Source organism: Aeromonas sp. 6P (genome assembly GCF_051919525.1).
Lineage (GTDB): Bacteria > Pseudomonadota > Gammaproteobacteria > Enterobacterales > Aeromonadaceae > Aeromonas > Aeromonas veronii.
Genome location: NZ_JBQBEO010000002.1, coordinates 804,233 through 823,750, shown reverse-complemented (window position 1 = coordinate 823,750; position 19,518 = coordinate 804,233). Strand labels below are relative to the sequence as shown.

Below are 19,518 nucleotides of genomic sequence, written 5' to 3'. Positions count from 1 at the left end.
TTCGACCTGTGCGCTGGCCATAAAAAAATCCGAAACCAGTGGTTTCGGATTTTTGCTATTCAGTATGTGGCAAAGCGGGGTAATCCCCTCGTCTGCCACATCGGCAGCACTTACTCGGCAGCCATGCGGGCTTCGATGTAAGCCAGTGCGCGGTCGATACGAGCGAGAACACGCTCTTTACCTACCAACGCCATTACCGCGTCGATAGCAGGAGACTGACCCAGACCGGTGACGGCTACGCGCAGCGGCATACCAACCTTGCCCATACCCTGACCCAGTTCGGCGGCGGTCGCTTCAATCAGCTCGTGCAGCGCTTCGGTGGTCCAGCTATCCAGTGCAGCCAGCTTGGTCTTGGCCAGAGCCAGCGGCTCGGCAGCGACGCCACGCAGGTGCTTCTTGGCAGCCGCTTCGTCGATCGCCTCAAAATCTTCGAACAGGTAGCGGCTCTGAGCGGCCATCTCTACCAGGGTGTTGCAGCGCTCGGCCAGCAGGGTGACTACCTCGGCCAGCGCCGGCCCATTGTTGGTGTCGATCTTCTGGTTTTCCATGTGCCATGCCAGATGCTTGGCAACATAAGCAGGATCCAGGCTGCGCATGTAGTGGTTGTTCAGCCACAGCAGCTTGTCGGTGTTGAAGGCAGAGGCGGACTTGGAGATAGCATCCAGACTGAACAGCTTGATCATCTCGTCGAGGGTGAAGATCTCCTGATCGCCGTGGGACCAGCCCAGACGCACCAGATAGTTCAGCAGCGCTTCCGGCAGGTAGCCGTCGTCGCGGTACTGCATCACGGAGACAGCACCGTGGCGCTTGGAGAGCTTGGCGCCGTCGTCACCCAGGATCATGGAGACGTGGGCAAATTCCGGCACCGGCGCGTTCAGCGCCTTGTAGATGTTGATCTGGCGCGGGGTGTTGTTGATGTGGTCTTCACCACGCACCACGTGGGTGATCTCCATATCCCAGTCATCGACCACTACGCAGAAGTTGTAGGTCGGGGCGCCGTCGGTACGGCGGATGATCAGATCGTCCAGCTCGGTGTTGGCGAACTCGATGCGGCCACGGACGTGGTCATCGAACACCACTGAGCCTTCGGTCGGGTTGCGGAAGCGAATCACGTGCGGCGCATCGGCCGGGTGATCATGGGCGTGGTCGCGGCACTTGCCGTCATAACGGGGCTTCTCACCGTTGGCCATCTGTCCTTCGCGCAGCGCTTCGAGACGCTCTTTGGAGCAGTAGCACTTGTAGGCGCGGCCATCGGCCAGCATCTCGTCGATCAGACCGTTGTAACGGTCAAAGCGTTTGGTCTGGTAGTAGGGACCCTCATCCCAGTTCAGCTCCAGCCATTCCATGCCCTCAATGATGGCGTCGATCGCCTCCTGAGTGGAACGTTCCAGGTCGGTATCCTCAATACGCAGCACGAACTCACCGCCCTGGTTCTTTGCAAACAACCAGGAATAGAGTGCGGTACGGGCACCGCCGACATGCAAAAAGCCGGTCGGGCTGGGAGCAAAACGGGTTTTGACTTTCATCTTTAAGCCTTGTGTAGAGGGCCTTGGGCCAATTCGTTAGAAAAAACCGTCGCATTTTAGCACCGACAATCACGGATGGGAAAACCATGACGCCATGGCGGGCTAAAGTAGGGGATTAAATCTGTCGCCATTTGCATCTGTAGCCCGATATTTGAAGAGGATCGCAAAACAGAAGCCCCGTTTCCGATTTGCTATGCACAATGCTGGAGAGCTGCCTCCTCCGGTCGATACCCAAACAACGCTCACCACACTTCTCACGAACAAGGAAGAGACGATGCAGTTCCGTTCTATCCAGAATCGCATTCTAGTGATGGCCGGGATCGCCATGACCGCAGCCCTGGTCATTCTGATCCTGCTCAACCAATATTCCGGCCAACAGACCCAACAACTCACCATCAGCTCCAGCCGTGAAGCGCTGCAGCAGGAGGCATGGCAGAAGGTCAGCGCCAATGCCCGCGCCGAGGCGGCCACCATCACCCAACTGCTGCAAAAAGGGCTCTCCTACACCCAGCAGATGGCCAGCGCCCTCGCCCTGCAACAACAGGGCAAACTGCCGCTGGATCGCCAGCAGGCCACCGACCTGCTCAAAGCACAGTTGGCGTTGGAGCCCCAGCTCTATGGCGCCTTTGCCGGCTTCGAGCCCAACGGTTTCGACGGTCAGGATGCCAGCTTTGCTGGCCAGAGTGCGCTGGGCAGTGACGACAAGGGGCGCTTCGTGCCCTACTTCTATCGCGACAAGGAGCAAATCGGTACCGATCTGCTGCTCTCCATCGAAAAAACCGACCCGGACGAATTCGGCAATCCCGCCAACGACTACTACGCCTGCCCGAAACGGGAAGGACGCTCTTGCCTCATCGATCCCTTCAAGGTGGATATCAACGGCCAACAGGTGCTGGTGAGCACTATCACCACCCCCATCATGGTGGATGGTCAGTTCAAGGGGATCGCCGCGCTGGATCTGGCGGTGGACTCCATCAGTCGTCAGGCCAAGAGCCTCAACAGCAACATCTATGACGGCAAGGGCGAAACCCTGATCGTCAGCGCCGCCGGTGTCATCACAGGCACCAGCGGCGATGCCAGCCTGCTCGGTAGCAGCGCAAGTAAGGTGCTGGGCAACCAGTGGCAGCAGTACCTGAAACCGGAAGTTCAGCGTCAGGAGCTGGACGAGTCATTCCGTATTTCCGTCCCCATCATGGTGCCGGGAATGAGCCGCAACTGGGCCATCATCGTCACCCTGCCCTACAAGGTGGTACTAGCGGGGGCCGATCAGCTGGAGAGCCAGCTCAATGAGATGAACCGGGCCGCGGTGACCCAGCAATTGGTGGGCGCCGTTATCGTACTGGTACTGGCGCTGGCCACCATGCTGGTGATTGCCCGCAGCATCACCGGCCCCATCCGTCAGATGGTCAGCCTGGTGGATGACATCGCCGATGGTGAAGGGGATCTCACCAAACGTCTCGCAACCCGCTCGGTGGATGAGCTGGGGGATCTCGCCAAGGGGATCAACCGCTTTATCGACAAGCTGCAAGGGCTGCTCGGGGATGTGCTCAAGACTGCCAGCGAGGTGAACCGTTATGCCGGTGATACCGACCGCATCGCCGGTCAGACCGACAACAACCTGCAGCACCATCAAGCGGAGATGGAGCAGATGCTGACCGCGGTACAGGAGATGTCCTACGTCAGTCAGGAGGTCGCCACCCACGCCAACAATACCGCCGACTCGGCCAAACAGGCGCAAAGCGCTGCCGATCAGGGCAAGGAGCGCTTCCAGCAGGTGATCCAGTCGATGCACAAGGTCGCGGCAGAAGCCGGTAAAGGGGCCGAAGTGGTGGAAGGGCTGGCTCACGACAGCGCCCAGATCACCAGCATCCTCACCGTCATTCAGGGGATTGCCGATCAGACCAACCTGCTGGCCCTCAACGCCGCCATCGAGGCAGCGCGGGCCGGTGAGCAGGGGCGCGGTTTCGCGGTGGTCGCCGACGAGGTGCGCAAACTGGCGGGCAATACCCAGCAGGCGGTGCAGAACACCCAGGAGTTGATCGAGAAGATCCGCCTCAGCTCCACCAATGCAGTCAACGCCATCACCCAGAGCCAGCAGCTGACCCATCAGGCGGTGGGCGAGGCGGATCTGGCGGAAGAGGCGCTCGGCAGCATCTACCAGGCCATCTCCACCATCAACGACATGACCTATCAGATCGCCTCCGCCGCCGAAGAGCAGAGCTCGGTCTCAGAAACCGTCTCCGGCAACCTGTCAAAAACCAACGCACTGGCCAACGACATTGCTCAGGATGCGACCGAAACGGCCAAAGCCAGTCAGGCTTTGCGTCAGGCGGCCGACAAATTGCAGCAATTATTGGGTCAATTTCGTCTCAGCTGATAATTTTCCGCTTCAGGACTCTCCCCCTCGGGGGCGAGTCCGTTTACCATAGGCGATGAATTTGCCTGATGGCAGGCAATGTAGTGAGAGGTAAATGCCGTGCCCACCCCGGACCGTCGCCCACGAGGCCATAACAGACGAGCCCAGCAGCGTCGCCAAGACGAATCACAAGGATCCCTGCTCCATCGCATCAATGCCGCGACCCTGTCCCTGCGCCAACGTTTTGGCCAAGGGATGAGCAAACTCGGCCAACGCCGCCAGGATGCCAAAGCAGGCAAATTCAAGCTGTCCAGCCCGCTGCCCCGCAAAAACACCATAGGTCTGCTGATCCTGATCCCGCTCTGGTTGCTGGTACTGGCCTGGGAGCCGGCACCATCTGCACCCAAAGCCGCCCCTTCCGGCTCGCTGGAAGTGCCGCTGGCCGTACCTGCTCAAGCTCTAACTGTCGGTAATGGCGCGGCAGGTAGTGCTCCCGCGGCAGCCAAACCAGTCGAAGAGAAGGTCAACGGTACCTGGCTGCAACACGATGTGCAGGCGGGTGAAACCCTCTACTCCATCTGGCGTAAATTCGAGTTGCCGGGTGCCGAGCTGAGCCGCCTGATCGCCATTGAGGGGCCGGATCGCCCCCTGACCCGCCTGCAATCGGGCCGCTCTATCTTCATCCTGGTGGACGACACCCGCCGCATCCAGCGGGTGGAGATCCGCTCCTACGGTCAGGCAGTCTACCGCTACGACCGGCAGGGCGAAGGGTTCGCCCTCAAGGAATAACAAAAACGGGAGGCGCTGGCTTCCCGTTTTTTTCAGTCAAATATCTTCAAATAAGCTACTGACTTCACAATATTTTTAGCTTGTTCAAAAAACGAAAGGGGTCAAATTGACAAGGATCGGCGCTAACGTACAATCGTTTGTGCTTTAGACAGGGATTGTTCTACGTGCTACTGGGACAAAGAGACGTGGTCAGTCATGAGCCAACCCCTGATTGCAAGGCAAATGCAGCCCAGCACGGGCTTAGTTTCATTTTGTTATTGATAGGATTTAGCACATGTCTGACATTCGCACCGGCCAGGTAAAATGGTTCAACGAAACCAAGGGTTTTGGCTTTATTGAACAATCCCAAGGTCCGGACGTATTCGTTCACTTCTCCTCCATCCAGAGCACCGGTTTCAAAACCCTGGCTGAAGGTCAAAAAGTCCAGTTCACTGTGACCCAGGGCAAAAAAGGCCCTCAGGCTGAGAACGTTACTCTGGTCTAAGCCCGCGCCAGTGAATCATGCAGGAGGAGCCAAGGCCCCTCCTCTTTTTTGCCCGCAATTCTCGCCTTCCACCACCTGTCACAACCGCTTGCCTCGATCAGCCCACAGAGTCCCCCCCCTGTTTGCAGAAGGCGGCTGAGACACGCTGAGTAAACGCCAGATACGACAAAGCATCGCAGCGCGATGTGAAGGGCAATTCAAAGGGATTATGAAAACTTCGAAGAGAGATTGGAGCGGGAAACGAGACTCGAACTCGCGACCCCGACCTTGGCAAGGTCGTGCTCTACCAACTGAGCTATTCCCGCAACAGAATGTCATTTACAAGTGATTGGAGCGGGAAACGAGACTCGAACTCGCGACCCCGACCTTGGCAAGGTCGTGCTCTACCAACTGAGCTATTCCCGCAACGGAATGTCACTTACAAATGTTTGGAGCGGGAAACGAGACTCGAACTCGCGACCCCGACCTTGGCAAGGTCGTGCTCTACCAACTGAGCTATTCCCGCAACAGAATGTCATTTACAAGTGATTGGAGCGGGAAACGAGACTCGAACTCGCGACCCCGACCTTGGCAAGGTCGTGCTCTACCAACTGAGCTATTCCCGCATCGGAATATCACTTACAAATTTTTTGGAGCGGGAAACGAGACTCGAACTCGCGACCCCGACCTTGGCAAGGTCGTGCTCTACCAACTGAGCTATTCCCGCAACAATTTGGTTGTCTTGAGGCTGGCTGATGATTGGAGCGGGAAACGAGACTCGAACTCGCGACCCCGACCTTGGCAAGGTCGTGCTCTACCAACTGAGCTATTCCCGCATCGGGCTGGTTTGCACCAGTGTCATCATCAGATTTTTGGAGCGGGAAACGAGACTCGAACTCGCGACCCCGACCTTGGCAAGGTCGTGCTCTACCAACTGAGCTATTCCCGCAACTACCTTAAAACAGGCCGTACAGCATTTGGTTGCTTGCGCTACTGTACGGGAGCCGAATTATAAGAGCAGTCATTCCAATTGCAAGGGCTTTTTTGTCTGGTTGCGCGCGTTCGCTCAAAAGCTGGCCGAACTGTCGATTTTAGCAGCCAGAGTATGACAACCCCTTGCCGGGGAATCAGATCTTGAAGACGTGGCTGCGATAGAACTGCAGCTCGGCGATGGATTCGCGGATGTCGTCCAGCGCCTGGTGGGTGCCGCTCTTCTTGAACTGATCCAGCAGTTCCGGCTGCCAGCGGCGTACCAGCTCCTTGATGGTGCTGACGTCGACGTTGCGGTAGTGGAAGAAGGCTTCCAGCTCGGCCATGTGCTTGACCATGAAGCGGCGATCCTGACCGATGCTGTTGCCGCACAGCGGGCTGGTGCGCTCCGGCACCCACTGGCGAATGAAGTCGAGGGTCTCGGCAATGGCTTTCGCCTCATCGTGCTGACTCGCCTTGACCCGGGCCACCAGACCGCTCTTGGTATGAGTGTTGACGTTCCAGTCGTCCATCTTGGCCAGCTCTTCATCACTCTGATGAATGGCGATAACCGGCCCTTCGGCCAGTACATTCAGATCCTTGTCGGTGACTATGGTGGCAATCTCCAGTACCACGTTCTCTTCGGGGTCGAGACCCGTCATCTCCATGTCGATCCATACCAGGTTCTGCGCGCTGACTGTCATGATTGCTCTCTCTATTGGGAGGAATGGCGGAATTTTGCCAATTTGCATGTATCATACTGGCTTTGGATCTGTTCATAAACTGGCGAATCGAGTGGCAAAGAAAGCAAAACTCAATCTGGGTCAACAAAGGCGCGTCCAGGCCAACCGCGAACGGCGGCTGCAAAAAGATCACACCACAGTGGTGGATGACACCCTGTTTGGCCCCGCCATCGAAGGGGTGGTGATCAGCCGTTTTGGTCAGCACGCAGACGTGGAAGCGGTCGATGGCACCATCCACCGCAGCAACCTGCGGCGCAGCAGCATCAGCAGTCTGGTCTGTGGCGACAAGGTAGTGTGGCGTCCCGGCCTCAATGCCGCGACAGCGGGCGTCATCGAGGCGGTGCATCCGCGCCACTCGGTACTAACCCGGCCGGACTTCTACGACGGGGTCAAACCCATCGCAGCCAACATCGACCAGATCATCATCGTCTCGGCGGTGATGCCCGAGTTCTCCACCAACATCGTCGACCGCTATCTGGTAGCTGCCGAGGATGTGGAGATCCGCCCCCTCATCGTGCTGAACAAGGTCGACATGCTCGATGATGCCGCCAGAGCGCGCATCGAAAGCCAGCTCGAAACCTACCGCAAGCTCAATTACGAGGTGCTGCTGGTGAGCTGCGAGAGCGGCGAAGGGCTGGATGAACTCAAGGCAGCCCTGACCGACAAGATCAGCATCTTCGTCGGCCAGTCCGGGGTGGGCAAGTCGTCGCTCACCAACGCCCTGATGCCGGGGCTGGATGTACTGACCGGCGAGATCTCCGAAAACTCGGGGCTCGGCCAGCACACCACCACCACGGCGCGACTCTACCACTTCCCAAGCGGTGGCGATCTCATCGACTCCCCCGGGATCCGCGAGTTCGCCCTCTGGCATCTGGAGGCCGACCGCATCACCTGGTGCTTCGTCGAGTTTCGCGACTACCTGGGTGGCTGCAAGTTCCGCGACTGTACCCACAAGGACGATCCCGGCTGTGCCCTGCGCGCCGCAGTCGACGCGGGCGCCATCAGCGCCGATCGCTTCCACAACTATCACCGCATCCTGGAAACCATGCAGGAAGCCCGTCACGGTCGCCAGCAAGCGCGCCTGTGACCCTAATAAACCTACGTTGATGATGAACATGAGCATTACTGACAACCTGAAAATTGCCGGTCAATACTGTCTGCCCAAGCACGCCCTCTCCCGTCTGATCGGCAAGTTTGCCGCCGCCGAAGCGGGCAACATCACCACCAAAGTGATCGAGGCCTTTATCAAGCAGTATCAGGTCGACATGAGCGAGGCGCTGCACGAGAGCCCGGCCCACTACAAGAGCTTCAACGAGTTCTTCACTCGCGAGCTCAAGCCCGGTATCCGTCCCGTGGTAGAAGATGCCATGACTCTGGCGCTGCCGGTGGATGGCACCGTCAGCCAGCTTGGCCCGATCCTGCAGGGTCGCATCATCCAGGCCAAGGGCCACGACTACAGCGCCCGCGAACTGCTGGGCGGCTATGAGGATCTGGTGGCGCCGTTCAAGGATGGCGACTTTGCCACCATCTATCTGGCGCCCAAGGATTATCACCGCATCCACATGCCGCTGGACGGTGTGCTGGAGAGCATGGTGTTCGTGCCGGGGGATCTCTTCTCCGTCAACCCGCTCACCGCCGAGAACGTGCCCAACCTGTTTGCCCGCAACGAGCGGGTGGTCGCCACCTTCCGCACTCCGCACGGCCCGATGGCGCTGGTGCTGGTCGGTGCCACTATCGTGGCCAGCATCGAGACCATCTGGGCCGGCAACATTGCGCCGACCAAAGAGAAGAAGGTGGTGCGCTGGGACTATACCGGCGACGAGGCCATTACCCTGCAGAAAGGCGCCGAAATGGGCCTGTTCAAGCTGGGCAGCACCGTGGTCTGCCTGTTTGGCCCGGGCATGCTGGCCGGTTTCGAACCCCATCTGGCTAATGGCGTCACCACCCGCATGGGTCAGCCCTTTGCCAAGCTGGCGGAGCAGGCATGAGCGAGCAACCGAACGCCTCGCAGAAGAACAACCCGCTGCACGGGCTGACGCTGGAAGCCATCGTCACCGCGCTGGTCGAACACTACGGCTGGGAAGAGCTGGGGCAGCAGATCAATATCCGCTGCTTCACCGATAATCCCAGCATCAAGTCCAGCCTGAAGTTCTTGCGCAAGACCCCCTGGGCTAGGGAGAAGGTCGAAAGCCTCTATCTCTACGTCCAGCGCAAGCAAGCCAAATCGAAGAAGGAAGGGCAAGATGGCCTTTAAGATTACGTACACCTATAAAAAACAGGCCAAAGAGATCGGCTACGCGAACGACAAGTTCCGCAGCATCTACGACGCCATCGCTGCTGCCGAAGGGCTGGATCTCACCAGTTTTCACGCCATGGAGGCCCAGCTGGCTCAGGTTTGTCGCCGTGACAAGAAAAGCGTGAAGGATTACCAGGAGAACTACTTCAAAGAGTTGGGATTCTCCAACATCGTCATCGAACGGGATCTGCAGGAGTAACCATGCGCACCTTGACCCTGATGGCCGCCTCTCTACTGCTGGCGGCTTGCAGTACACCGGAACAACATCTGGTGGGCGGCGATCGCGACAGCCACGGCTGTATCGGCAGTGCGGGCTATCAGTGGTCAGCACTGACAGGCAAATGTGTGCGCCTGTTTGAAGAGGGTATCCGGCTCAATCCAACCGATGCCAGCCAGACCAGCAGCGCCTTCGTGCTGTTTAATGCCGATCAGACGCAGGCCGAACTGCATCTACCAAGCGGCGAGCTGCTTGCGCTGACCCGTCAAGGTGCAGAGGGCAACTGGTCGTGGCAGGGTAGCGGCTACACCCTCTTCATCTGGAAGGGTTATGTGCTCAAATCAGGTGACAAGGCGCTCTATCACGGGGAATAACCCCGAGGAATAGCGCACGGCGTGGTATCGGCGCGATGCCAGCGAAAAAAATGCCGACCCTGTGGTCGGCATTTTTGTTTTTGCAACAGCCTGTTATCAGGCACGGCTGAGGTAATCGGCCTGCCCTACCCACTTGTAGCTGGTGAGCTCGGTGAGCCCCATGGGGCCACGGGCATGCAGCATCTGGGTCGACACCGCCACTTCAGCCCCCAGACCAAATTGGCCACCATCAGTGAAACGGGTGGAGGCGTTGACATAGACAGCCGCCGAACCGGCTCCATTGACGAAACGCTCGGCGTTGGCCAGATCGTTGGTCAGGATGGCATCGGAGTGGCCGGCGTTATGCTCGCGCATATGGGCCAGCGCTTCGTTCACATCCGCCACCAGCTTGACCCCCAGGGTCAGCCCGAGCCACTCGGTATCGAAATCCTCCGGCCCTGCCTCGCACAGGTTGTCCGCGCCAGTCAGCAACGCCATGGCATTGGGCGCGGCCACCAGCGTCACCTTGCGCTCGTTCATCAGCGTCACCAGCTGCGGCAGGAAGGTAGCAGCCACCTTCTCGTGTACCAGCAGGGTATCGAGGGCGTTGCAGGCGGAGGGGCGCTGCACCTTGGCGTTGTCGATAACAGCCAGAGAGCGCACCAGATCGGCACTCTCGTCGACGAAAATATGGCTGATACCGAACCCGCCGATGATGACCGGGATGGAGCTGTTCTCCTTGCACATCTTGTGCAGGCCGGCACCGCCACGGGGGATGATCATGTCCACATAGCGGTCGAGGCGCAGCAGCTCGCCGACCAGCGCCCGATCCGGGTTGTCGATGTACTGCACCGCCGCCTCGGGCAGACCGGAGGCCGCCAAGGCATGCTGGATCACCCGCACCAGCTCCAGATTGGAGTGGAAGGTCTCGCGCCCGCCACGCAATATGCTGGCGTTGCCGGTCTTGAGGCAGAGGCTGGCGATATCGATGGTGACGTTGGGGCGCGCCTCGTAGATGACGCCGATAACCCCGATGGGCACCCGACGACGGGAGAGACGCAGGCCATTTTCCAGCACCCGGCTATCCATTTCGGCGCCGACCGGATCGTCCAGCGTGATCACCTTGCGCACATCTGCCACGATACCGGCCAGCCGGGCCGGATTGAGCAGCAGGCGATCCAGCATCGCCTCTGACAAGCCTGCCTCACGGCCGGCGGCGATATCTTTCGCGTTGGCGGCGAGGATCTGCTCACTGCGCGCCTCCAGCTCGTCGGCGATGGCGGCCAGCGCCCGATTCTTCTGCGCCGTGCTGATGGTAGCCAGCTGATAGGCGGCTTCACGGGCCGCCTGCCCCATTTTCTCCAGACTCATCTCATTTCCCTTTGTTCATGCCGTGCCGCCCTGATTAGAGCAGCACCATATCGTCTCGATGGATGGCTACTGAACCATATCCATAGCCCAGTACCTGCTCAATCTGATCCGAGTGGACGCCACGCAACTTCTCCAGCTCCAGATGGTCGTAACGGCAGATACCGCGCGCCAGCTCGGCGCCCTTGGGATCAAGAATTCGCACCACATCGCCCCGAATAAAGTCGCCCCTGACCGCTACGATCCCCTTGGGCAGCAGGCTGGAGCCTTTCTCCTTCATGGCGGCCACTGCGCCCTGATCCACATGCACTTCGCCGTGAGGAGGTGGACCTGCCAGGATCCAGCTCTTGCGTCCTTCCAGCGGGGACGCCAGCGCGGGAAACAGGGTGCCAATCCGCTCACCCTTGGCAAGACGGCCAATCACCTCCGGCATCTGGCCGGTCGCGATCACCACGTTGACACCAGCTCGACGGGCCACATCGGCGGCCTGCAGCTTGGTAGCCATGCCGCCGGTGCCGAGGCCGCTGACGCTGTCACCCGCCAGCGAGCGCAGGGTATCGTCGATGGTCTGCACCTCTTCAATGAGCTGGGCGTCGGGATTGGTGCGCGGATCGGCGGTAAAGAGCCCCTTCTGGTCAGTCAGCAGGATCAGCAGGTCAGCATCCGCCAGAATGGCGGCCCGTGCGGAGAGGTTGTCGTTGTCGCCGACCTTGATCTCGGCGGTCGCCACCGCATCGTTTTCGTTGATGACCGGAATAATGCGGTGATCGAGCAGGGTGCGCATGGTGTCGCGGGCGTTGAGGTAGCGCTCCCTATCTTCCAGATCGGCGCGGGTCAGCAGCATCTGGCCGATATGCAGACCGTAGAGGTTGAACAGATCCTGCCATACCCGAATCAGCTGGGTCTGACCAACCGCCGCCAGCATCTGCTTGTTGGGCAGGGTTGGCGCCAGTGGCGGGTGACCCAGATGTTCACGCCCGGCGGCGATAGCTCCTGATGTGACGACCACGACCCGATGGCCGTGACGGTGCAAGGCCGCACACTGTCTGACCAGCTCGACCATATGGGCACGATTGAGCTGGGAAGACCCCCCTGTGAGCACGCTGGTGCCCAACTTGACGACTATGGTTCTGTTTTCCATGGGAGCATAAAGGCTAAAAAGTAAGGAATATCTTTATACCCACGGCCATGGAGCCCTGCAAGGCAATTAACGCCGGGGTGAGGAGATGAAGCAAATGCCCAGATGATTGCGGGCGGAAGGGGAGATGGCTGACTGATGGCCCGGCAAACAGCGGGATGCTGCTCGCCAGGCATCAGGGATCAAGCAGCGGTCACGGTCAACTCATTGGTGACCTGATCCGCTGGCGCTAACTGGCACTCCAGAGCCGTCAGTTTGTCGCTGATGAGCTTGTAGAAACGGTTGAGGGTCCGCTCCACTTCTACCTGGTGCTTCTTGGGGATCGGCTTGTCCAGCCACTCGCCATCAGCATTGTAGAAACCAAGCTGATAGTGGTAACGGAAATGGTGATCGTCCTGCTCCAACACCAGCCACCAGCCCCAGAACTCCCGTTTGTCCGGCGCCGGCTTGGCGCTGACACAGACCGACAAACAGTCGAAACGATAACGCCCCTCTTCGCAGAGATCTTCGCGCAAATAGGGGCCAATGGCAGCAAACTGCCTCAGCAGTCGCTTGTAGGTCACTCTTTCAGACATGTTAACCTCCCTGTTAAACAAGCCGCGCCACCTCGGGATGGCGTCAGTTCTTTAGCGCAATATCAGGTACACAAATGCTGTTTCAGCCACTCGACGATTTCGTCCAGTGCCTTGTCATACACCTCCAGCAAAGGCTGTTTGTCGAAAACGATGGCCTTGCCGTTACGACTGGCCGCCGCCAATGCCCGTACATCCTGCTCGGGACAAATAAAATCTCGCTTGTGTCCAATACTCAATATCGGCACAGAGGTGCGAGTCCCCAGTAATCCTTGCGTTTTAAGTGAAAATACCTGGCACTTGGTACGCATGCCGTCCCACTGCGCCGCATCCGCCCCCAACCGGTTGGCCAGACTGTCCCGCATCATGCGCGGGCACTTGGCAAACAGCTCCTGATTGGTAAACACCTGATTGACCCCGGCGCCGACACAGACCACGGTGCGCAGCTTGAAGGGTTCGATAAAGGCCAGTCTGGCTGCGATATTGCCCGCCAGACGCATCCCCACCATGGCGATACGCTGATGATCGACCCAGGCCACTTCGGAGAGATAATGGAGCACCGCCTGATGGAGACGGCTGGTATCCTGCACCAGCGGCCAATGCTCGGCATAGCCAACCCCGGGCATATCGAGGGAGAGCATGCCGATACCGTTGGGCTCGAGCCGTTTGAGATAGAAGTTGAGGAAATCGAGCTGCAAGGAGTCGATCCCGCCGCTGATGATCACCAGCGGCACCGGTTTTTCGGTCGTCGGCAGGTGGAGATAACCCTGAATATGCTTGCCGCGAAAAGGCACCTGGATCTCTTTGAGCGGCACCTTGAACAGGCGACCCGCCTCGCGATAGGCCATGTTGCCAAGCAGCTGGGCCTGATCCGCCAGCTCGTCATCCTTGAGATGGGGATAGCTGGCGATGGAGTAGTAGCGCACCGCCTTGAGCAGCTGTTTCAAGGCGCCAGAAGGATCACCCTTCTCGCGCAGTTCGCGGCCCTGCTTGAAATAGTTGCCAGCCACCTGGCTCCACTCGTAGATCCAGTTGCCGGGCACATAGCCCTTGATGGTATCGAGATAGCAATCGTGGGTGCGCTCGCCGGTCGCCATGGCGATACGGGCCAGGGTCTGCTCCACTTCGATGGGATCAGCCCCCTGCCAGGTCCAGGAGGGGCGGCGCAGCAAGCGATACCAGCTCTTTGACATGGATCCGTCGATAAACATCTCGTCTGACTCGGCTTGCGCCAGATCAGCCGCACTGGAGTTGGAGATCTCGGATGTTTCCAATACCTTCTTGACGCGGGTAAAGAGCTGTTCGGTCAGGTTTAGGTCTTCGTTCAAGTCCAAGATAGTGTCCCATTCATATCAGGCAATAGCTCATCTTAACCACTTTTACTGCCCATCAGCCACCCTGCAACAGATTGATACACAAAAAAACAGGGCTCCAAATTGGAGCCCTGTGAAACCATTATTGCCGGTTGCGACCAATGGACGCAGCGAGCGTCACATCCCGATCCTGTTACTTTTCGTCGCAGATCGGTGTGGCGAACTCCAGTGCCATATCCCACGGCTGTTCGATCCAGGTATCCTGCGGGATCGCCACTTCGAAATCGTCCAGCAGCGCTTCGCCCATCGGCTTGGCGAAAATCGCGATGAACTTGGCTTTCGGGTAGAGCTCGCGGATCGCCTTGGCGGTAGTGCCGGTGTCCACCAGATCTTCCACCACCAGCCAGCCTTCGCCGTCACCGGCGGTGGTGGCAGCCTTCACGACCACCAACTCGCGCTGGCTGTCATGGTCATAGCTGGAGATGCAGAGGGTTTCCACATTACGAATGCCAAGTTCACGGGCCATCAGGGCTGCGGGCACCAGGCCACCACGGCTGACCGCGATGATACCTTTCCACTGGCTGACAGGCAGCTGACGACGGGCCAGACGGCGAGCTTCACGTTGCAGGTTGTCCCACGACACATAGAACTTTTTCGGCATGTTATCGATCTCGAATAGTTATTTAAAAACAATTACTTAAAATCACAACATCCGCAATTATCCCTGCGGATGCCACTAAATGGCGGCCCTTGCCCGACTGAATTCAGATTGCACTTCGGCTGCCTCAGGGCTAAGCCTCGGCAGCAAATCTGATAACAATGGAAGCAAGATGGGCTTATCCGGCGATCGGTTAGATGAAGTGTCCAAACCGCGGACAGGCTGTTGGGCCGATATGATAGCACCGTTTGCAGAGAAAATGCCTGGCAAACGTATGCCAAAAACAGGAAAAATCGGCATCACCCTCTCCATTCGGCACATCTCGAGCGCCAAACGACTAACCTGTCATCCCTGCTGCCGAGTCCTAATGGGCTATGCGGCAAATCGCAGATAAAAAAATAGCAGGGGGAGGATTTACCTCACGCACCTGCTGCTTTCTCGCCTCTGCCTGGTTGGGCAGCTCGTCTTAGCGACGAGTGACGAAGGGGTTAGGGTAGCTGAAACCCTGGGTATACAAAGAGGGGGCAAACCAATAGGTTGAGTTGCTGCCTGGCATATTGAAACTCCTGATTGCTTAACAAGTTACGTACCTTTATGCGGGCTCAAATCCTTGAACGAACACTCGGTTCCATGGAGGCGCACTTGCTTTGCTTCGGTTCCCTGGAGGCTTTCATCGTCATCCTGACGGGTGGCGAACCACGGGAGCTAATTTACCAGTCGGTGCATTAAATTCAATATTTTTGTGAGGTCGGTCACACATTTTCTTTTCTATCGGTCAGCGTCGTCCGAACCTGACGATCGTACTGCCTGGTTGCCATTAGCCAGCACAAGCTGCCTGCGATTTGCGCTGATTGCTCACATTTTTGTGTGATTGACTGTATTATCGTTATCCTCTTCCCCGGCCCGCTGATGGGGCCCTGTTAATTCCGTGCTGGTAAGGAGTCCCGACGTGGCACAGCTTAGCTCTCTCTCTCCCAAACTGATTTGGCATTTCTTCGAACAGATCTGCTCCATCCCCCACCCTTCCAAACATGAAGCCAAACTGAGCGCCTGGATCATCCAATGGGCTCAGGGAGAAGGTCTGGCGGTCAAGCAGGACAAGGTCGGCAACATCATCATCAAGAAACCGGCCACCCCGGGGATGGAAAACCGCAAAGCCGTGGTACTGCAGGCCCACATCGACATGGTGCCGCAGGCCAACGCCGACACCAAACACGACTTCGCCAACGATCCCATCGATGCCTATGTCGATGGCGAGTGGGTCACGGCCCGTGGCACCACCCTGGGTGCCGACAACGGCATCGGCATGGCCGGTTGTCTGGCTGTGCTGGCTGACAAGACCATCAAGCACGGCCCGCTGGAAGTGCTGCTGACCACCGACGAAGAGACCGGCATGACCGGCGCATTCGGTCTGGAAGCGGGCTGGCTGGAGGGCGAAATTCTGCTCAACACCGACTCCGAAGAGGATGGCGAAGTCTATATGGGCTGCGCTGGCGGTGTAGATGCCAATATCCGCTTCCCGCTCGAGCTGGTTGACGCCAGCGAAGGCGAAGCGTTCGAGCTGGCCGTGAAAGGGCTGCGTGGCGGCCACTCCGGTTGCGATATCCATCGCGGCCGTGGCAACGCTAACAAGCTGCTGGTACGTCTGCTCAAAGCAGCCGAGCCGCTGGGTGTTCGTCTGGCCGAGATCCACGGCGGCACTCTGCGCAACGCCATCCCGCGCGAAGCCCGTGCCACCCTGCTGGTGCCCGCTGCCAGCGTGAACGAGTTCAAGGCGCTGGTTGACCGCTACACCGGGATCTACCAGACCGAACTGGCCGCCACCGAGCCGAACCTGACCGTGCTGGTCAACAGCGCCGCCAAACCGGCCAAGCTGATGAGCGTCTCCCTGCAGCAGCGCCTGCTGGATGCCCTGATGGCCTGCCCGAACGGCGTGATGCGCATGAGCGATGCCATGCCCGGCGTGACCGAAACCTCGACCAATCTGGGGGTCATCAAGACTCAGGATGGCGAAGTGTACGTCCAGTGCCTGATCCGTTCCCTGATTGACTCCGGCCGCGAGAGCATCGAGCAGATGACCCGCTCCCTGTTCACCCTGGCAGGCGCCAGCTGCGAATTCACCGGTGCCTACCCGGGTTGGGCACCGAACGTGGACTCCCCCGTCATGGCGCTGGTACGTAATAGCTACCAGACCCTGTTCGGCACCATGCCCAACGTCATGGTGATCCACGCCGGCCTCGAGTGCGGTCTGTTCAAGAGCGCCTATCCGGAGTGGGACATGGTCTCCTTCGGCCCGACCATCCGCGGGGCCCACTCCCCTGACGAGAAGGTACATATCCCGGCGGTCGAGCGTTTCTGGCAACTGCTGGTGCACGTGCTGGAAGCGATTCCGGCCAAGTAAGCCAGCCCGGATAAAACAACAAAACAAAGCCCCGCACTGCTGCGTAATGCCAGTCAGTTAAGCCTGACTGGCATTGTTTTTATTGGCTTTTTGCACCGCATACTTTTGCGGTCTTGCCTTCACACTGCGGGGGTAACTCCGCTCCCTTCGCTCCGGTAATACAAACTGCCCCGCCTGTTTCTCCAGCTCTGCCACCCGCTTCGGGATGCTCCCCGGTGACAGGTACGGCATGCAGCTCAGTTCATGGATGAGATAGACCGACGCCATGTGAAAACTCAGTTGGCTCGCCGTGTATCCCTTCAGACTCGCCGCCATCTTTACCATCTGGCTGCGCAGCAGGTTATACGCCAGCAGCACGCCCCACAGCTCTTGCCGTATCCCCGCCGCCTTCTTGCTGCGCAGGGTCAGCCGGTGCTGTTGCAGGCTGTGCTTCATCTCCCGATAGCCCAACTCGATTTCCCAACGATGACCATACAAGTCGACGATATCGGCGCCCACAAAGCGCATCGGGTCGACCATCGAGGTCAGCACTTGCCGCTCTTTGCCGTTGATGGTGCGGGTCAGTAAGCGGGCTTCTAGTGTCTCTGGCAGGTGCGGCCACTTCTTCCTCGCCTGTGGACTGGTTTTGAGACGCACTAGCACATCCTGACGCCCCAGCTTGCGCACCACTTCGTATTGCGTGCCCTTTTTGAGTGGCAGCAGCCAGTGGCGCTCGCTGCCAGTGGTTTGCCAGGCGTGGAGCAAACCGAGCGAGTAAAACCCCTTGTCGAACAGGGTGAGCGAGTGGTCCGGTGTACGCGCGATGAGTTGCTCGGCCAACACCATCTCGTTGACGGCGCAGCTCTCCATGACAGCCTGAACAAGCAGGTGGCTGGTCAGCTCCATCTGGCAGAGCATGCGTACCTGCGGATAGGCGGTCTCCCCATGTTGAGTACCGGGTTTGGCAAACGCAGCGGCATTGTCCGGGGTATCGGGGGTGCGCCACATCACGCCATCGACGGCAAGCAGTTGCAGCCCGGCCCAACCGGGATGATTGGCCTGCTGGTGCCAGAGAGAGGCGGTCTCGTGAAACAGCCGCTCGATGCTCTTGTCCCCCAGTTTTTGGCGAGCTTGCAGAAAGGCGTTGGGAGCAACAAAGGGGCGGTCGCCGGGCAACAGGATATCGAGCTGATTGACCAGCTGAGTCATGGGGACGTGGCGGAAGATGGCCATGCCGATGATGGCCCAGACTAGTCGCTCCATGGGCATACGGCGACGGCGCAGGGTAGCGACATCCTCTTCGGCGAGCAGAGTGGTGATGAGCTCAGGAGCAATGAGGTCTGAGAGTGACTCAAACTGGGCAGCATTGCTGGCGTGGAGGAAGTCGAGAGCGTGAGCGATACGCATAAAAAATCCGAAACCAATCAACAGGCTTCGGATTTTCACACAACAGAAGGATCGGTCAATGGATCCTTAACTGATCAGCATTACGCACTGCTGCGGGGCTTTTTATTGTCTGTTCCAACCTGACGTTGGCGCTTACCGGATGCCGCGGGCCTCGCGGATCCACTCCCAGGCTTGCTGGATCTCCTGGGTCTTCTCCTTGGCCATCTCCATCATCTCCGGCGGCAACCCTTTGGCGGCCAGCTTGTCCGGGTGATGTTTGCTCATCTCCTTGCGGTAGGCGCGCTTGATATCCTGATCGCTGTCGCTCTCGCTCACCCCCAGCAACTGGTAAGCATTCTTGAGGCGCTCCGCAGAGGGTGCCGCCTGCCGATACTGCTGGCCACCGGAATGGCCCCCCTGATACTGGCCATGGGCCTGATTGAAGAAGTTCATCTGCGCTTCGGCCATCGCCAGAATGCGGGCCAGCTCGATGCGGCTGAAGCCCAGTTCGTCGGCAATGGTGTGCAGAATGGCGCGCTCGCCCTCCTCTACCCGCCCGTCGGCAAAGGCCGCCTGCAGTTGTACCTCGAGGAAGAAGCGCAGAATGTCGCGCTGGCCGAGACTGGCACGGCGGAACTCGGCCAGGGTCTCGCGCAGCGGGAAGTCGGCCTCTTTACCGAGACGAAATGACTCCTGTGCCCGAGCACGCTGTTCACCCGCCAGCCGCATCCGATCCATCAGGTTGGAGGCAACCCGGATCTCCTGTTCGGTCACCTGACCGCTGGACTTGGCGATGTGACCCATCACCGAGAAGGTGGCGTGGAAGAAGACGGCTTGCTGCTCCTGACTCGGACCGCGACGAAACGCCCCCTGCAGCCCCATGCCACGGTCGAAACGGTGGCCGATCCAGAGGCCAATCAGGGCGCCGATGATATTGCCGAGCAGAAAACCGAAGAAGGCGCCCAGCACCTTACCCCAAATACGCATGGTT

At 58.9% G+C, this 19,518-nt stretch carries 18 protein-coding genes and 7 tRNA genes; 9 read left to right on the top strand and 16 right to left on the bottom strand.

Annotated features, from left to right (window positions below; translation table 11 throughout):
* Nucleotides 1–110 precede the first annotated feature (110 nt).
* Nucleotides 111–1,526 (bottom strand): glutamate--tRNA ligase, encoded by a 1,416-nt coding sequence (gene gltX, locus ACTG2J_RS04070; RefSeq protein WP_005358376.1) that lies wholly within the window; start codon nt 1,524–1,526, stop codon nt 111–113.
* A gap of 274 nt (nt 1,527–1,800) precedes the next feature.
* Here gltX and ACTG2J_RS04065 point away from each other — a divergent pair, with 274 nt between their 5' ends.
* From ACTG2J_RS04065 to ACTG2J_RS04055, 3 genes are all read left to right on the top strand, one after another.
* Nucleotides 1,801–3,903 (top strand): methyl-accepting chemotaxis protein, encoded by a 2,103-nt coding sequence (locus tag ACTG2J_RS04065; RefSeq protein ID WP_194496623.1) that lies wholly within the window; start codon nt 1,801–1,803, stop codon nt 3,901–3,903.
* A gap of 99 nt (nt 3,904–4,002) precedes the next feature.
* Complete coding sequence (locus tag ACTG2J_RS04060) at nt 4,003–4,671, top strand: LysM-like peptidoglycan-binding domain-containing protein (protein ID WP_194496624.1); 669 nt, start codon at nt 4,003–4,005, stop codon at nt 4,669–4,671.
* Nucleotides 4,672–4,945: 274 nt separating this feature from the next.
* Nucleotides 4,946–5,155 carry a cold-shock protein gene (locus tag ACTG2J_RS04055; protein ID WP_005338972.1) on the top strand — a complete coding sequence of 70 codons (210 nt, stop codon included), beginning with the start codon at nt 4,946–4,948 and terminating at the stop codon, nt 5,153–5,155.
* A gap of 229 nt (nt 5,156–5,384) precedes the next feature.
* Here the strand turns inward: ACTG2J_RS04055 and ACTG2J_RS04050 are convergent.
* From ACTG2J_RS04050 to orn, 8 genes are all read right to left on the bottom strand, one after another.
* Nucleotides 5,385–5,460, bottom strand: a tRNA-Gly gene (locus ACTG2J_RS04050).
* 24 nt (nt 5,461–5,484) lie between these two features.
* A tRNA-Gly gene (locus tag ACTG2J_RS04045) sits at nt 5,485–5,560 on the bottom strand.
* Between the two features lie 24 nt (nt 5,561–5,584).
* Nucleotides 5,585–5,660: transfer RNA gene (locus tag ACTG2J_RS04040), tRNA-Gly, on the bottom strand.
* 24 nt (nt 5,661–5,684) lie between these two features.
* A tRNA-Gly gene (locus ACTG2J_RS04035) sits at nt 5,685–5,760 on the bottom strand.
* A 25-nt stretch (nt 5,761–5,785) separates the two neighbouring features.
* Nucleotides 5,786–5,861, bottom strand: a tRNA-Gly gene (locus tag ACTG2J_RS04030).
* Between the two features lie 33 nt (nt 5,862–5,894).
* A tRNA-Gly gene (locus ACTG2J_RS04025) sits at nt 5,895–5,970 on the bottom strand.
* A gap of 37 nt (nt 5,971–6,007) precedes the next feature.
* A tRNA-Gly gene (locus ACTG2J_RS04020) sits at nt 6,008–6,083 on the bottom strand.
* Nucleotides 6,084–6,261: 178 nt separating this feature from the next.
* Nucleotides 6,262–6,807, bottom strand: a complete 546-nt coding sequence (gene orn / locus ACTG2J_RS04015; protein WP_064341069.1) for an oligoribonuclease — start codon at nt 6,805–6,807, stop codon at nt 6,262–6,264.
* A gap of 91 nt (nt 6,808–6,898) precedes the next feature.
* Here orn and rsgA point away from each other — a divergent pair, with 91 nt between their 5' ends.
* The 5 genes from rsgA to ACTG2J_RS03990 are packed head-to-tail and all read left to right on the top strand — an operon-like array spanning nt 6,899 to nt 9,733.
* A complete protein-coding gene (gene rsgA / locus ACTG2J_RS04010) occupies nt 6,899–7,933 on the top strand; it encodes a small ribosomal subunit biogenesis GTPase RsgA (RefSeq protein ID WP_041202348.1) in 1,035 nt (344 codons plus the stop codon).
* Between the two features lie 28 nt (nt 7,934–7,961).
* Complete coding sequence (gene asd, locus ACTG2J_RS04005; RefSeq protein WP_201989641.1) at nt 7,962–8,834, top strand: archaetidylserine decarboxylase; 873 nt, start codon at nt 7,962–7,964, stop codon at nt 8,832–8,834.
* Nucleotides 8,831–9,100, top strand: coding sequence for a VF530 family DNA-binding protein (locus ACTG2J_RS04000; protein ID WP_005349372.1), 270 nt, complete (start codon nt 8,831–8,833; stop codon nt 9,098–9,100). The genes asd and ACTG2J_RS04000 overlap by 4 nt, the downstream gene beginning before the upstream one ends.
* Nucleotides 9,090–9,341 (top strand): DUF2960 domain-containing protein, encoded by a 252-nt coding sequence (locus ACTG2J_RS03995; RefSeq protein ID WP_005338984.1) that lies wholly within the window; start codon nt 9,090–9,092, stop codon nt 9,339–9,341. Before ACTG2J_RS04000 ends, ACTG2J_RS03995 begins: the two co-directional genes overlap by 11 nt.
* 2 nt (nt 9,342–9,343) lie before the next feature.
* On the top strand, nt 9,344–9,733 hold the full coding sequence (locus ACTG2J_RS03990) for a hypothetical protein (RefSeq protein ID WP_179902459.1): 390 nt from the start codon (nt 9,344–9,346) through the stop codon (nt 9,731–9,733).
* Nucleotides 9,734–9,829: 96 nt separating this feature from the next.
* Here ACTG2J_RS03990 and ACTG2J_RS03985 read toward each other — a convergent pair whose 3' ends face one another.
* From ACTG2J_RS03985 to gpt, 5 genes are all read right to left on the bottom strand, one after another.
* The gene (locus ACTG2J_RS03985; RefSeq protein WP_110303420.1) at nt 9,830–11,083 is read right to left on the bottom strand and encodes a glutamate-5-semialdehyde dehydrogenase; all 1,254 of its coding nucleotides are present in this window, start codon (nt 11,081–11,083) and stop codon (nt 9,830–9,832) included.
* Between the two features lie 34 nt (nt 11,084–11,117).
* The gene (gene proB / locus ACTG2J_RS03980) at nt 11,118–12,221 is read right to left on the bottom strand and encodes a glutamate 5-kinase (protein ID WP_021231923.1); all 1,104 of its coding nucleotides are present in this window, start codon (nt 12,219–12,221) and stop codon (nt 11,118–11,120) included.
* 179 nt (nt 12,222–12,400) lie between these two features.
* Nucleotides 12,401–12,793 carry a sigma factor-binding protein Crl gene (crl, locus tag ACTG2J_RS03975; RefSeq protein WP_005339003.1) on the bottom strand — a complete coding sequence of 131 codons (393 nt, stop codon included), beginning with the start codon at nt 12,791–12,793 and terminating at the stop codon, nt 12,401–12,403.
* 62 nt (nt 12,794–12,855) lie between these two features.
* Complete coding sequence (gene frsA / locus ACTG2J_RS03970; protein ID WP_005349360.1) at nt 12,856–14,124, bottom strand: esterase FrsA; 1,269 nt, start codon at nt 14,122–14,124, stop codon at nt 12,856–12,858.
* A gap of 172 nt (nt 14,125–14,296) precedes the next feature.
* Nucleotides 14,297–14,764, bottom strand: a complete 468-nt coding sequence (gene gpt / locus ACTG2J_RS03965) for a xanthine phosphoribosyltransferase (protein ID WP_005339007.1) — start codon at nt 14,762–14,764, stop codon at nt 14,297–14,299.
* A gap of 946 nt (nt 14,765–15,710) precedes the next feature.
* Here gpt and ACTG2J_RS03960 point away from each other — a divergent pair.
* A complete protein-coding gene (locus ACTG2J_RS03960) occupies nt 15,711–17,162 on the top strand; it encodes an aminoacyl-histidine dipeptidase (protein WP_201908601.1) in 1,452 nt (483 codons plus the stop codon).
* Nucleotides 17,163–17,219: 57 nt separating this feature from the next.
* On the opposite strand, the gene ACTG2J_RS03955 is transcribed toward ACTG2J_RS03960, so the two are convergent.
* Together ACTG2J_RS03955 and djlA are read right to left on the bottom strand one after the other, a co-directional pair.
* Nucleotides 17,220–18,548 carry an IS4 family transposase gene (locus ACTG2J_RS03955; protein ID WP_439997221.1) on the bottom strand — a complete coding sequence of 443 codons (1,329 nt, stop codon included), beginning with the start codon at nt 18,546–18,548 and terminating at the stop codon, nt 17,220–17,222.
* 132 nt (nt 18,549–18,680) lie between these two features.
* On the bottom strand, nt 18,681–19,514 hold the full coding sequence (djlA, locus tag ACTG2J_RS03950; RefSeq protein WP_021231926.1) for a co-chaperone DjlA: 834 nt from the start codon (nt 19,512–19,514) through the stop codon (nt 18,681–18,683).
* Between the last annotated feature and the right edge of the window lie 4 nt (nt 19,515–19,518).

Coding starts and splice junctions, on each gene's coding strand:
- crl (WP_005339003.1), bottom strand. CDS start 12,793: ATGTCTGAAAGAGTGACCTACAAGCGACTGCTGAGGCAGTTTGCTGCC.
- orn (WP_064341069.1), bottom strand. CDS start 6,807: ATGACAGTCAGCGCGCAGAACCTGGTATGGATCGACATGGAGATGACG.
- djlA (WP_021231926.1), bottom strand. CDS start 19,514: ATGCGTATTTGGGGTAAGGTGCTGGGCGCCTTCTTCGGTTTTCTGCTC.
- ACTG2J_RS03955 (WP_439997221.1), bottom strand. CDS start 18,548: ATGCGTATCGCTCACGCTCTCGACTTCCTCCACGCCAGCAATGCTGCC.
- gltX (WP_005358376.1), bottom strand. CDS start 1,526: ATGAAAGTCAAAACCCGTTTTGCTCCCAGCCCGACCGGCTTTTTGCAT.
- gpt (WP_005339007.1), bottom strand. CDS start 14,764: ATGCCGAAAAAGTTCTATGTGTCGTGGGACAACCTGCAACGTGAAGCT.
- ACTG2J_RS03990 (WP_179902459.1), top strand. CDS start 9,344: ATGCGCACCTTGACCCTGATGGCCGCCTCTCTACTGCTGGCGGCTTGC.
- ACTG2J_RS04065 (WP_194496623.1), top strand. CDS start 1,801: ATGCAGTTCCGTTCTATCCAGAATCGCATTCTAGTGATGGCCGGGATC.
- asd (WP_201989641.1), top strand. CDS start 7,962: ATGAGCATTACTGACAACCTGAAAATTGCCGGTCAATACTGTCTGCCC.
- proB (WP_021231923.1), bottom strand. CDS start 12,221: ATGGAAAACAGAACCATAGTCGTCAAGTTGGGCACCAGCGTGCTCACA.
- ACTG2J_RS03985 (WP_110303420.1), bottom strand. CDS start 11,083: ATGAGTCTGGAGAAAATGGGGCAGGCGGCCCGTGAAGCCGCCTATCAG.
- ACTG2J_RS04000 (WP_005349372.1), top strand. CDS start 8,831: ATGAGCGAGCAACCGAACGCCTCGCAGAAGAACAACCCGCTGCACGGG.
- ACTG2J_RS03995 (WP_005338984.1), top strand. CDS start 9,090: ATGGCCTTTAAGATTACGTACACCTATAAAAAACAGGCCAAAGAGATC.
- ACTG2J_RS04055 (WP_005338972.1), top strand. CDS start 4,946: ATGTCTGACATTCGCACCGGCCAGGTAAAATGGTTCAACGAAACCAAG.